The organism is Rhizobium acidisoli, from assembly GCF_002531755.2.
GTDB classification, from domain to species: Bacteria; Pseudomonadota; Alphaproteobacteria; order Rhizobiales; family Rhizobiaceae; genus Rhizobium; species Rhizobium acidisoli.
In genome coordinates, this window is the sequence record NZ_CP035001.1 from 63966 (window position 1) to 76191 (window position 12226).

At 61.5% G+C, this 12226-nt stretch carries 11 protein-coding genes; 8 read left to right on the plus strand and 3 right to left on the minus strand.

Annotated features, from left to right (window positions below):
• Nucleotides 1-62: 62 nt before the first annotated feature.
• The 4 genes from yghX (at nt 63) to CO657_RS29180 (ending at nt 4171) form a co-directional block, all read left to right on the plus strand.
• On the plus strand, nt 63-950 hold the full coding sequence (gene yghX, locus CO657_RS29165) for a YghX family hydrolase (RefSeq protein WP_054184545.1): 888 nt from the start codon (nt 63-65) through the stop codon (nt 948-950).
• 227 nt (nt 951-1177) lie between these two features.
• Nucleotides 1178-1729 (plus strand): G/U mismatch-specific DNA glycosylase, encoded by a 552-nt coding sequence (gene mug / locus CO657_RS29170; protein WP_054184544.1) that lies wholly within the window; start codon nt 1178-1180, stop codon nt 1727-1729.
• Between the two features lie 67 nt (nt 1730-1796).
• On the plus strand, nt 1797-3557 hold the full coding sequence (locus CO657_RS29175; RefSeq protein WP_054184543.1) for an MOSC and FAD-binding oxidoreductase domain-containing protein: 1761 nt from the start codon (nt 1797-1799) through the stop codon (nt 3555-3557).
• 395 nt (nt 3558-3952) lie between these two features.
• Nucleotides 3953-4171: a hypothetical protein gene (locus tag CO657_RS29180; RefSeq protein WP_003594761.1), complete on the plus strand. Its 219-nt coding sequence runs from the start codon at nt 3953-3955 to the stop codon at nt 4169-4171.
• Nucleotides 4172-4212: 41 nt separating this feature from the next.
• Here CO657_RS29180 and CO657_RS29185 read toward each other — a convergent pair whose 3' ends face one another.
• Both CO657_RS29185 and CO657_RS29190 read right to left on the minus strand, forming a co-directional pair.
• Complete coding sequence (locus CO657_RS29185) at nt 4213-4653, minus strand: DMT family transporter (protein ID WP_054184542.1); 441 nt, start codon at nt 4651-4653, stop codon at nt 4213-4215.
• On the minus strand, nt 4650-5135 hold the full coding sequence (locus tag CO657_RS29190; protein WP_054184541.1) for a DMT family transporter: 486 nt from the start codon (nt 5133-5135) through the stop codon (nt 4650-4652). Before CO657_RS29190 ends, CO657_RS29185 begins: the two co-directional genes overlap by 4 nt.
• 176 nt (nt 5136-5311) lie before the next feature.
• On the opposite strand from CO657_RS29190, the gene CO657_RS29195 reads away from it, so the two are divergent.
• A complete protein-coding gene (locus tag CO657_RS29195; protein WP_003594756.1) occupies nt 5312-5551 on the plus strand; it encodes a hypothetical protein in 240 nt (79 codons plus the stop codon).
• Between the two features lie 64 nt (nt 5552-5615).
• Here the strand turns inward: CO657_RS29195 and CO657_RS29200 are convergent, their stop codons facing one another.
• Complete coding sequence (locus tag CO657_RS29200; protein ID WP_054184540.1) at nt 5616-7382, minus strand: SLC13 family permease; 1767 nt, start codon at nt 7380-7382, stop codon at nt 5616-5618.
• A gap of 194 nt (nt 7383-7576) precedes the next feature.
• Between CO657_RS29200 and ligD the strand changes: the two genes are divergently transcribed.
• The 3 genes from ligD (at nt 7577) to denD (ending at nt 12190) form a co-directional block, all read left to right on the plus strand.
• Nucleotides 7577-10222 (plus strand): DNA ligase D, encoded by a 2646-nt coding sequence (gene ligD / locus CO657_RS29205; protein ID WP_054184539.1) that lies wholly within the window; start codon nt 7577-7579, stop codon nt 10220-10222.
• 198 nt (nt 10223-10420) lie between these two features.
• Nucleotides 10421-11146 carry a FadR/GntR family transcriptional regulator gene (locus CO657_RS29210; RefSeq protein ID WP_054184538.1) on the plus strand — a complete coding sequence of 242 codons (726 nt, stop codon included), beginning with the start codon at nt 10421-10423 and terminating at the stop codon, nt 11144-11146.
• Between the two features lie 51 nt (nt 11147-11197).
• Complete coding sequence (denD, locus tag CO657_RS29215; RefSeq protein WP_054184537.1) at nt 11198-12190, plus strand: D-erythronate dehydrogenase; 993 nt, start codon at nt 11198-11200, stop codon at nt 12188-12190.
• Nucleotides 12191-12226: the final 36 nt, after the last annotated feature.

The following is a 12226-nucleotide window of genomic DNA, read 5'->3' on the forward strand; positions in this document are numbered from 1 at the left end:
AAAAGACACATGAGTTTACGTGTGTAGGATGGCGCGAGACCCGAAGGCAAGGAGGAGCCATCATGACCCGCATGACAGCCAAGGATTTCCCTCAGGAACTTCTCGAACTCTATGATTATTACGCGCACGGGAGGATTACCAAGCGCGAGTTTCTCGACCGGGCCGGCAAATTCGCCGTCGGCGGGCTGACGGCAGCCGCCATTCTTTCGTCGCTGAGCCCGGACTATGCGCTGGCGACCCAGGTGGAGTTCACCGATCCCGACATATCAGCCGAATACATCACCTATCCCTCGCCGAAAGGAAATGGAGATGTCCGCGCCTATCTCGTCCGCCCCGCAAAAGCCGCCGGCAAAGTCGCGGCCGTGGTGGTCGTGCACGAGAACAGAGGCCTGAACCCCTATATCGAAGATGTGGCGCGGCGCGTGGCAAAGGCCGGGTTCATCGCGCTGGCGCCGGATGGACTGACGTCAGTCGGAGGTTATCCCGGCAACGACGAGAAGGGGCGGGATCTGCAGCAGAAGGTCGACCCGGAAAAGCTGATGAACGACTTCTTCGCGGCCGTGGAGTTTCTGATGAAGAGCGACCTCACCACCGGCAAGGTCGGCATCACCGGCTTCTGCTACGGCGGCGGCGTCGCCAATGCTGCGGCGGTCGCCTATCCGGAGCTTGCCGCAGCCGTGCCGTTCTACGGCAGGCAACCGCGCGCCGAGGACGTGCCGAAGATCAAGGCGCCCCTGCTTCTCCATTATGCCGGGCTGGACAAGGGCATCACCGACGGCTGGCCGGCCTATGAAGCCGCGCTGAAATCGTCGCAAAAAACCTACGAAGCCTATGTCTACCCCGACGTCAATCACGGCTTCCACAATGATTCCACGCCGCGCTACGACGAAGCGGCGGCCAAGCTCGCCTGGCAGCGCACGGTCGACTGGTTTAAGAAATACCTCGTCTGAGAACGGCTTGATTTGAATGATCTGCGGCGGGGAGGCATTCTCCGCCGTCCAGGGCAGTTCTGCGACAACCCTGGGATTTCAGCTCCTATCGGGATTGCCCTGCGCTTTGCCCCCGGCGTTTGGCTACTGCGGGCCGTCGGCCTAGAAGAACACTGTCACGCCGACGGTGTTAAGGACGAAGCTCGTTCGACCGACCCGGCGCATTTCCACCCGACAGGGATACTGCAATGCAAGACAATGCCATATCCGGGGACGGCCCAGACGATGCCACGATGCCGAACGGCGGATTGTCGGAAATCCTCGCTCCGGGTCTCTCCGTCGTTTTCTGCGGATTGAACCCTGCCCTGTCCGCGGTTCGAGACGGACATAATTTCTCGAACCCGAGCAACCGTTTTTGGCGCGTATTACATCTGGCCGGATTTACACCGCGGTTGCTTCGGGCGGAAGGAGAGCGCGCGTTATTGCAATATGGCTATGGCCTGACATCCGCAGTTTCACGTCCCACGAAAAGCGCAAGTGAGCTGAAGAGGCAGGATTATCTAAGCGCCGCGCCCGTCTTGGAAAAGAAGATCCGAACATTTGCGCCAACCACTTTGGCCTTTCTTGGAAAGGCGGCATATGCGGCCATCAGCCTTCGAGCCGATGTTGAATGGGGTCGGCAACCCGAGGAATTTGCCGGTGCCGTCATCTGGCTGCTGCCCAATCCGAGTGGTCTCAACAAAGCTTTCAGCTTGACCGGATTAACCGAACATTATCGCGAGCTAAGATCGACACTCTGAACCGCCTTCAATGGCGCTATGATAAAGGCGTGCCTGTTATCGGTGATCGTCATTCGGGAGAAATGTCATGGTACGCTTGCTCTCAGTCAATGTGGGCCTGCCGCGCGACATCGCTTGGCAAGGCAAGATCGTCAACACCGCCATTTGGAAAACGCCGGTCGACGGCCCGCGCATGGTGCGGCGACTGAACGTGGATGGCGATGGACAAGCGGACCTCGCCGGCCATGGCGGTGAAGGCCGCGCGGTCTTTGTCTATCAGATCGATTCCTACCGGTACTGGCAGGAGCAGTTGCGCCGAGCCGACTTTGTCCACGGGCAGTTTGGAGAGAATTTTACCATCGATGGTTTGCCGGACACAGAAGTCTGCGTTGGAGACCGTTATCGGATCGGCGCCGCGTTGTTCGAGGTGACGCAGCCGCGCGTCACCTGCTACCGGCTTGGCATACGCATGGACGAGCCTGAGATGGCCGCACTGCTGGTCAAACATGGCCGTCCCGGTTTCTACTTGCGTGTGCTCGAAGAAGGGGAGGTGCAGGCAGGCAACGAGATCACAAAGGTTGCGTCCGGCCCCGAGGGCATGAATATCTTTACGATCAACGCGCTGCTTTATATGCCCGGCCACCCTCGTGACCAGTTGGAGCGCGCGCTGCGCATCCCGGCTCTGAGCAGCGGCTGGCGTGGTTCATTCGAGGCGCTGCTCAAGCAGAAACGGGAGGAGGGAGAGGCGACAGGAAATGCCGGGCTTGCCGCCGCGTCCGGTCCGCCGCCCGCATGGCGCGGTTTCCGCCCTATGCGTGTGTCGCGCAAGGTGCGGGAAAGCGGCGATGTGACCTCGCTCTTGCTCGAACCGACGGATGGCCAACCCGTTGCCGCGGTATTGCCCGGGCAGTTCGTGGTGTTGCGGCTCGAACCAGCTTCTCCGCCGGCGATGATGCGTAGCTATTCGCTGTCAGGCGAACCCAGCGCCAGTCATTATCGCGTCAGCGTCAAACGGGAGGCCCACGGCCTTGCCGGCGCTTACATCGACGATGAACTGCAGGTTGGAGACATCGTGCAGGCAAGTGCCGCACGCGGCGGTTTCACGTTGCGGCCGGGCGCCTCGCCGGTTGTTCTCTTAAGTGCGGGTATCGGCGTAACGCCAGTGCTGGCGATGCTTCACGTTCTGGCGGCCGAAGCATCGACCCGGCAAGTCTGGTGGCTGTACGCGACCCGCAACGGCCGCGAACATCCGTTTGCCGAAGAGGCGCGCGGGCTGCTTGGGAGGCTTGCCCACCATCGCAGCCACATTTGCTACAGTTCGCCCGATCCCGCGGATCGTCCTGAGCTGGATTTCAACGCTTCCGGCCGTCTGGATGTGCCGGCGCTAAGAGCGCTCAAGCTACCACACTATTGTGATGTCTATATCTGCGGCCCCTCGACGTTCATGAGCGATTTGACCGACGGGCTGACTGCCCTGGGCATCGCCCCGGATCGCATCCACAGCGAGATGTTCGGCGCCGGTCCGTCGATAACCCCAGGAATGTCTGCATCGCCGCCTCGTCCGCCACACTTACCGGCAGGGTCTCCAGGCTCCGGGCCGATGGTGTCATTTGCGCGCACCGGTCTCGAGGTGCACTGGGAGTCGACATTCCAGAACCTGCTCGAACTGGCGGAGGCCTGTGATGTGCCGGTGCGATGGTCGTGCCGAACCGGCGTCTGTCACACATGCGAGACCGGGCTTGTCGCAGGGAGCGTCGGCTACCGGCCGGACCCAGTCGATGCGCCGGCGGATGGCAACGTGCTGATCTGCTGCTCAAAGCCTCAGGGCGACATCGTGATCGATTTGTAAAGGCAGGGTATCTTGCTTGTCTTTCCGGGATGCCCGGTGTCGTCATTGCCTTGCAAACATCGAGGATGCCATGCTGCTCAAGGGCAAACGAGTATTGATGGTGTGGGACATGGGCGCTTCGGCGCTTCTTTCACGACGCCCCAACAACGCTGTAATGTCCCGAATCGCGGCACAATCCTCAAGTCGCTTCCGATTTACGCATTTATGCGGTAGCTTACCTGATGGCCTTAAAAGGTTTTCGCTCGGCGCTAAAGAAGGCCTCAAACGGCGAAGTACCGACGTCGGGATTTCAGAATACGTTCTGTCATGAATGATTAGGCCAAAATGTGATCTGCACGGAACAAGAATGCCCCTAACGGGTTTCGAACCTTAGCGTTCAATAGGAGGAGCATTTCATGCCTACGGTTGCCGCGACATCCATCACTCCCCCGGACCAGCATCTTGTCACAGCGCGCGAAGCCCTTGAGCCGCTTTACGAGAAGCTCGAGCTTCAAACGGAATCGCTGGTGCTGGCTGCGGCGCTGGAGGCGGGATGGTCTCCGGATGAGGCGACGGAGGCGCTTGCGGCACTCAGACTGCAGGACGCCCTTTTCACCCTTGGACGCACGAATTAGCCGATATTCCGTCGCTGACAGCTTCGGCAGAATGCCGGCGGCTATTGCGAGCCGCCGCTTTTGCGTCGCCTCCGGCTGACCATCATTCCGCCGACGATCAGAACAATTCCGGTCGCGGTCGCCCAGAACGAGGTCGGAGCGGCGCGCGCATATTCCAGCGCCACGCTGGTGACCATCTGGCCGCCAATGATCAGCAGAGCCGTATTGACCGCGCCGATGCGCGCAATCGCCCAACTGCCGGCCGCCACGAAAACGACGCCGATCGGACCACCGAGATAGATATACCAAGGGGCCTCCGCAGCGCCGGCCGGAAGCAGGCCTCCGACAGCGAGACCAAGACAGGTCAGCACAATAAAGCCTACGGCATGGTTCCAGAAGGATGCGATGAGCGGCGTGGTCGAGATGCTCAACCGCCCATTGAGCTGACGGCTGAGGCCGACGAGCACGCCGCCGAGGCAGGCAATGAGAATGAACACCGTCACGCCCCACCTCGCCCAAACAGGATGATGAGTGCGCCGCCGGTGACGACCAGGCCGAGCGCGGCGATGTCCCGCATATCCGGGCGCCGCTTCGGCAGACCGAACAGTCCCCAATTGTCGGCCGCCAGGCTGAAAGCGACCTGGCCTGCCAAACCCAAAGCCAAGGTACCGGAGAGCCCGAGCGGCGAGTTGACCGCAGTCGAGGTCAAAATGACCGTTGCGGCGCCGGATACGCCCCCCATATAGGCCCACAAGGGCGCCCTGGCGGTTTTGCCCGCCGTTGCAGTGCGCCGGCGGTAAAGCGCCAAAAGAAGGATGACGGCGGCGACCATGCCTGCGCCGTGCGCGGTCCAGGATGAGAACAGCGGATTGGCGTATCGTGCCAGTTCCCCATTCAGATGCACCATGAAGGTCAGGAGCCCACCGGTCGCAAAAGCGCCGATGAAATAGATGGGATGCGGATTGCGTGCCGTTTCGATGGTCATTGCAGATCCCGTCAAAGAATCGATTGCGCCCGGTATTTTCAGATTGCTACCACAGCGCGCAGCTTTTCAGGAGGCGCAAAAGACGCGGCAGAACTGTCGCCTCTTGCATCCGGCCGGAGCTTTTCGCTTCGGCATCGGAGTGCTAAACGGCGGCGTCTGCATTTAAAGGAAATATAATGAGAAAATTGTTTCGCCTGCTGCTGGTGGTCGCTCTGGCCGTCGTCGTCTTTACCGGTTTCCGCTGGTATCGCTATGTCAGCAACACTGACAGCCCCTATGATGAGATCGGCATCACCCTCAACAATGCCATGCCCGGCCCGATCAACAGCTGGGGCTGCGCCAAGCTGAAAACCACCTTTGCCGGTTCCCTGCCGCCTTTGGGCTGCGCTGCCGCCGACGCGACGCAGTGGAAGTAAACCGCTGCAAGGCTGCGCCGCCGGCGCAGCCTGAATTGCCTTGCGGTGTGGGCTGAATGCCGTGTCAGATCGGCCAGACTGCCAGCAGGGCAGGCACACTGACGAGCACGACAATGAGCGAGAGTGGCAGGCCCAATCGGGCATAATCGCCAAATCGATATCCGCCCGGCCCCATGACCAGCGTGTTGCACTGGTGGCCGATCGGCGTCAGGAAATCACAACCGGCGCCGATGGCCACCGCCATCAGAAACGCATCGGGCCGAAAGCCCAGCTTGGCGGCAAAGGTCGCGGCGATCGGCGCCATGACCAGAACGGTCGCGGCGTTGTTCAAGAACGGCGTCACCGCCATGGCCGCAACCAGGATGAGCGTCAGGGCGCCGAATGGCGGCAGCATTTCGGCGGTCCGCGACAGCAGATCGGCGATGATTTCGGTGGTTCCGGTGGTTCTGAGCGAATCGCTGATCGGAATGAGAGCGGCCAGCATGATCAGAATGGGCGCATCGAGATGATGATAGACTTCGCGCAGGGGAACGGATCCGGTCACCACCATCAGAAAGGCGGCGGCAAAAAATGCCGTCGCCACGGGAATGCCGCCGAAGGCCGTCGCCCCCATCGTCGCCAGCAGGATCATGACGGGGATCATGCCGTTGCGGGCATTGCCGAGCTTCAGATCGCGTGCGACCAGCGGCAAACATCCCCATTCGCGTAAAAGATCAGGCAGCTTCTGCAAGTCGCCCTGCAAGACCACGACGTCGCCGTTGCGGATCTTGATCTCGCCCAGACGCTCGGTGAAGCGCCTGTCCCGGCGGCTGACGGCAAGAAGGTTGAGGCCGGTATTGTGGAAGAGAGCGACGTCTTTTGCGCTGACGCCAATCAGGCGGGAATGTTCGCCGACGATGGCTTCGACGGAACTGATGTCCTGGCGCGTCTCGGCCTCGTGTTTACGATCGGACAGTTGAAGCTTGGCTTCACTGACGATCTTATCGAGGGCGCTTTGCTCGCCCTCGATAATAAGAAGGTCGCCATCCTTGAGCACAGTGTCGGGAAGGGGCGTTCGTCTTTGGCCGCCGCCGCCGATAATCGCGGTCACCATCGCATCGCCGCCGGCCGGCTTCTGCAGCCAGCTGACGGACCGGCCAATCGCCCCCGACGGCATGATGACCTTGGCCTCGGTCGTATAGTTCTTGATCGCTACCGCCTCGTCCATCGAGGTTTCCACCCGCGATCTTTCAGGAAGCAGCTTGTAGAACAGCCCGAGAAAGACAACGCCGGCGACCGAGAGCGCCAGGCCGACGGGCGTATAATCGAACATCGTGAACGGCTGCCCGGTGATCTCCTCGCGCACCCGGGAAACGATGATATTCGGCGATGTGCCGATCTGCGTCATAAGCCCTCCGAGCAGAGAGGCGAAAGACATCGGCATCAGGAACATCGACGGTGATACGCGTGATTTCCGGGCCATCTGCACGGCAACCGGGATCATGATCGCCAGCGCACCGATATTTTTGACGAAAGCCGAGAGCGCCGCGACGATGGCAACCAGGATGATCAGCTGCATCCGCGGCCCGCGTCTTTCGGGAGAAAATCGGCGCAGCGCCAGATCCATGATCCCCGATCTCGATATCGCCGCACTGACGATCAGCGCACTGCCGACGATGATGACAATGTCATCTGAAAAACCGGAAAAAGCGATTTTGGCAGGCACGATGCCGGCAGTGACGGCAACGAGAAGGGAACTCACGGCGACGAGGTCGTATCGATAACGACCCCAGACGAAGGCGCCCATCATGAGCGCGATGATGAGAAGAGAGAGCCATTGGTCAATGCGCATGTTTGCATCCCGGTGGTAGAAATTAACGTTTGAAGCAGGAGAACGATACGAGACGACGGCGAAATTTTTTCATCGCCTCCGGTCGCCGGCAAATCGGATGAGCTGAACAGCCGTCCGCTGCGATGCTGCCCTCATGGAACTTCCAGCGGCCAGGCGGCATTTCGTGCTTTGGGGATGCTGATTCGGAAACGACCATGGCCAATGACAACCTATCGACCTATCGATCGAAGCGCGACTTTCAAAAAACGGCGGAGCCGAGCGGCGAGAAGCAGATCGCACGCAGCAACCGCCGTCGCTTCGTCATCCAGAAACATGACGCCACGCGGCTGCATTACGACCTGCGGCTCGAGCTCGACGGCGTGTTCAAATCCTGGGCTGTCACCAAAGGCCCATCGCTCGATCCCCACGACAAGCGGCTGGCCGTCGAGGTCGAAGATCACCCGCTCGATTATGGCGACTTTGAAGGCACGATCCCGAAAGGACAATATGGCGGCGGCACGGTGATGTTGTGGGACCGCGGCTATTGGGAGCCCGAGGGAAAGAAGAGCCCGGAGCAGGCGCTTGCCAAGGGCGATTTCAAGTTCACGCTGGAAGGTGAAAGGCTGCACGGCAGCTTCGTTCTGGTGCGCATGCGCAATGATCGCGATGGCGGCAAGCGAACCAACTGGCTGCTGATCAAGCACCACGACGCGTTCTCGGTCGAGGCGGATGGCGCAGCCGTCCTGGAAGAGAACGACACCTCCGTCGCCTCCGGCCGGACGATGGATACGATTGCCGCCGGCAAGGGCCGCAAGCCGAAGCCGTTCATGATCAAGGGCGGCGATATCAAGTCGGATGCCGTCTGGGACAGCAATCACGGGCTGGCCGCAGAAGACGGGAAGGTGGAGGCGCGAGCCGACAGGACGCCGAAAACGGCTGGAAGTGTCGACCTCCCGGATTTCATCGCACCGCAGCTTTGCCAGACCCTGGAGCGGCCGCCGGCCGGCGAGGGCTGGATTCACGAGATCAAGTTCGACGGCTACCGTATCCAGATGCGCATACTCGACGGCGAGGTGACGCTGAAGACCCGCAAAGGGCTTGACTGGACCGGCAAATATCCGGAGATCGCCGAGGCGGCATCCGCGCTGCCCGACGCCATCATCGACGGCGAAATCTGCGCTCTCGACGACCATGGTGCGCCGGATTTCGCAGCCCTGCAGGCGGCCATTTCGGAAGGCAAGACGGGCGATCTCGTCTATTTCGCCTTCGACCTTCTTTACGAGGGTGGCGAGGACTTGCGATCCCTGCCTGTCGTCGAGCGCAAGGCCCGGCTTCAAAGCCTGCTGTCGGATGCCGGCGATGACCCTCGGCTCGGTTTCGTCGAGCATTTCGAAACCGGCGGCGATGCGGTCCTCCGCTCCGCCTGCAAGCTCTCTCTGGAAGGCATCGTATCCAAACAAAGCGATGCACCCTATCAATCCGGCCGCACCGAAAGCTGGGCGAAGTCAAAATGCCGCGCCGGCCACGAAGTGGTGATCGGCGCCTATGCCAAGACCAACGGTAAATTCCGATCCTTGCTGGTCGGCGTCTACCGCGGCGACCACTTCGTCTATGTCGGCCGCGTCGGCACGGGATATGGCGCCAAGAAAGTGGAAACGCTGCTTCCGAAACTGCAAGCGCTCGAGGCGGCAAAATCGCCCTTTACCGGCATCGGCGCGCCGAAGAAGGAGGCCGAGGTCACCTGGGTGAAGCCCAAGCTCGTGGCGGAAATCGAGTTTGCCGGCTGGACCGCCGACGGTATCGTCCGCCAGGCGGCCTTCAAGGGCCTGCGCGAGGACAAACCGGCCAGGGAGGTCAAGGCCGAACGGCCGGCCAAACCGGCAGAGACCGACGTGCCGGAGCCGTTGGCCGAGGTGATGGCGAAGCCCACCCGCCGCAAAGGCGCCAAAGCCGAGGTGATGGGCGTGATGATCTCCAATCCGGACAAACCGCTATGGCAGGATGCCAATGACGGCAGGCCGGTTACCAAGGAAGAACTGGGCCGCTATTATGAAGCCGTCGGCAGCTGGATGATCGCGCATATCGAGGGGCGCCCCTGTTCGATAATCCGTACGCCCGATGGGCTTGGCGGCGAGCAATTCTTCCAGCGCCATGCAATGCCCGGCACCTCCAACCTTCTCGAACTGGTCAAGGTCTTCGGCGACAAAAAGCCCTATCTGCAGATCGACCGGGTCGAGGGTCTGGCTGCCGTGGCGCAGATCGGCGCCGTCGAGCTGCACCCCTGGAATTGCGAACCGCATAAGCCGGAGGTACCGGGCCGGCTGGTATTCGACCTCGACCCCGGACCCGACGTGCCGTTCTCGACGGTCGTTTCCGCCGCCCGCGAAATGCGCGACCGTCTCGACGCGCTGGGTCTCGTCAGTTTCTGCAAGACCACAGGCGGCAAGGGTGTGCACGTCGTCACGCCGCTTGCGATCAACAAGCGCAAGCCGCTTTCCTGGGCAGAAGCGAAGGGCTTCGCGCACGACGTCTGCCAGCAGATGGCGCGCGACAATCCCGATCTCTATCTGATCAAGATGACCAAGAGCCTGCGGAACGGCCGCATCTTCCTCGACTATCTCCGCAACGATCGGATGGCGACGGCTGTGGCGCCATTGTCGCCCCGGGCTCGGCCGGGCGCCACCGTCTCGATGCCGCTGACCTGGACCCAGGTCAAATCCGATCTCGACCCGAAACGCTTCACCATCCGCACTGTGCCGGCACTGCTGTCGAAATCGTCAGCCTGGGAGGATTATTGCGACGGCCAGCGGCCGCTGGAGCAGGCGATCAAACGGCTGGGCAAAGCTTTAAGCGCGGCTTGAGCATCGCGAACGGCAGCTTGTCCGCGGCCAGCTGGTTTTGGCCGGGATGAACTTTCTCCGCGTGCCGATCTTGCCCTTCATAAAACTGCTCCAAATTAGCGGAGTGGATTGTTTACCTCAAGCGTTTGACAATCCTTTGCGCCCGAGGTCTACTGGCCCACTTACCGGACCAGCAGACCCCAGGGGGAGGGCATGGCGATGGATGTACGAGCCATGCTCGAAGAGGTTGCGACGCTTGGGGGAGCGCCGAAGAAGTCGATGAAAGACTTCGTCGTCCAGAAGATTGCGACCTTCATCGCCACCGGCATCCTCAAAACCGGCGACCCGCTGCCCAGTGAACGTGACCTGGCCGCCGCGCTCTCGGTCAGCCGCGAGACCGTCCGCGGCGCGATCCTCATCCTCTCCACGCATGGAATTCTCTCGGTTACGCAGGGAACGCGCACGGTGGTGGCATCTGAAGATGTCGGCGAATTGGCTGTCCAGGCGGCGCGCTATCGGGACATTGCGGCCTATAGTCTCGACAATGTCCATGAGGCGCGGCTGCTGATCGAAGCGCAGGTGGTCAGGGCTGCCGCGGTCAAGATGGAAGCGTCAACGCTTGATTATCTCGGCAAGTCGATCGCGGCACAGGAAGCTGCCTGTGACGATCCTGTGCGTTTCTTGATCTGTGACCGTGAGTTTCATACCGCCATCTACCGCTCCAGCGGCAATGCGGTGCTCGCCGACATGGCCGCCGACCTCTATTCTTATCTTCTCAGCCACCGCAGGCGCGTCGTATCGCAGCCCGGAACGATCGCCACGAGCATCTCCGATCACCGGTTGATCCTCGCCGGTCTGGAGACGCGAGATCCGGATGCCGCATGCGCGGCCTTCGCGATCCATGAAACCCGCATTTATACGACAACCAAGCTGCTCCTAGCGTAGTTCGCAGGCAAAGAGCGGCAGAGACGAGACATCGAAGACAGGGGGAATAGGATGCATATTCTCATTATCGGGGCGGGAGGAATGATCGGCCGCAAGCTCGCCGCCAGCTTGGCGCGCAGCGGTTCGCTCGGTGCTCAAACGATCACCCGCATGACGCTTGTGGATATCGCCCCGCCGCCAGTGCCATCAGGCGCCGTAGCCTCGGTCGAAGCCCTGGCTGCCGATATTTCCGAAGGCGATGCGGCGCAAGCGCTGGCGGCTCGCCGGGCCGACGTGATCTTCCATCTCGCCGCGATCGTTTCCGGCGAGGCCGAGCGCAATTTCGAACTCGGCTACCGGGTCAATCTCGATGGAACGCGTGCGTTGCTGGAGGCAATCCGTCATGAGGGAAGCCGGCAAGCCTATGTTCCCCGCTTCGTCTTCTCTTCGTCGATTGCGGTCTACGGCTCGCCGTTTCCCGATCCGATCCCCGACGATTACGTCCAGGCGCCGCTCACCAGCTATGGCGTGCAAAAGGCGATATCCGAGCTTCTGCTCGCCGACTATTCACGCCGCGGCTTCATCGACGGTGTGGGAATTCGATTGCCGACCATCGTGATCCGGCCCGGTGCGCCGAACGCCGCCGCATCCGGCTTCTTTTCCGGGATCCTGCGGGAGCCGCTCGCCGGCCAGCGCGCCGTTCTTCCGGTGGAGGAAACGGTCAAGCACTGGCTGGCAAGCCCACGTTCCGCCGTCAAATTCCTGATCCACGCCGCGACGCTCGACACTTCGTCGCTGGGCGCGCGGCGCACGCTGACCATGCCCGGCGTTGCCGCAACCGTTGCCGATCAGATCGCCGCTTTGCGCCGGGCGGCCGGCCCCGAGGCGGTCGGCTTGATCGACCGCCGCCGCGACGAGGTCATCGAAGGGATCGTCGCCGGATGGCCGAAATCCTTTGCGCCTGACCGCGCGACGCAGCTGGGTTTTACCGCCGAAACCAGCGTCGACGAGCTCATCGAGGTCTATCTCGCCGAAGACGCTCCGGGTGCGTCCCGAGGAGATTAAGGGGAGGGCGAAGGAGGCCCATCCCCACAGATGCGG

Coding starts and splice junctions, on each gene's coding strand:
- ligD (WP_054184539.1), top strand. CDS start 7,577: ATGGCCAATGACAACCTATCGACCTATCGATCGAAGCGCGACTTTCAA.
- CO657_RS29190 (WP_054184541.1), bottom strand. CDS start 5,135: ATGACCATCGAAACGGCACGCAATCCGCATCCCATCTATTTCATCGGC.
- CO657_RS29175 (WP_054184543.1), top strand. CDS start 1,797: ATGGTACGCTTGCTCTCAGTCAATGTGGGCCTGCCGCGCGACATCGCT.
- denD (WP_054184537.1), top strand. CDS start 11,198: ATGCATATTCTCATTATCGGGGCGGGAGGAATGATCGGCCGCAAGCTC.
- CO657_RS29200 (WP_054184540.1), bottom strand. CDS start 7,382: ATGCGCATTGACCAATGGCTCTCTCTTCTCATCATCGCGCTCATGATG.
- yghX (WP_054184545.1), top strand. CDS start 63: ATGACCCGCATGACAGCCAAGGATTTCCCTCAGGAACTTCTCGAACTC.
- CO657_RS29180 (WP_003594761.1), top strand. CDS start 3,953: ATGCCTACGGTTGCCGCGACATCCATCACTCCCCCGGACCAGCATCTT.
- CO657_RS29195 (WP_003594756.1), top strand. CDS start 5,312: ATGAGAAAATTGTTTCGCCTGCTGCTGGTGGTCGCTCTGGCCGTCGTC.
- mug (WP_054184544.1), top strand. CDS start 1,178: ATGCAAGACAATGCCATATCCGGGGACGGCCCAGACGATGCCACGATG.
- CO657_RS29210 (WP_054184538.1), top strand. CDS start 10,421: ATGGATGTACGAGCCATGCTCGAAGAGGTTGCGACGCTTGGGGGAGCG.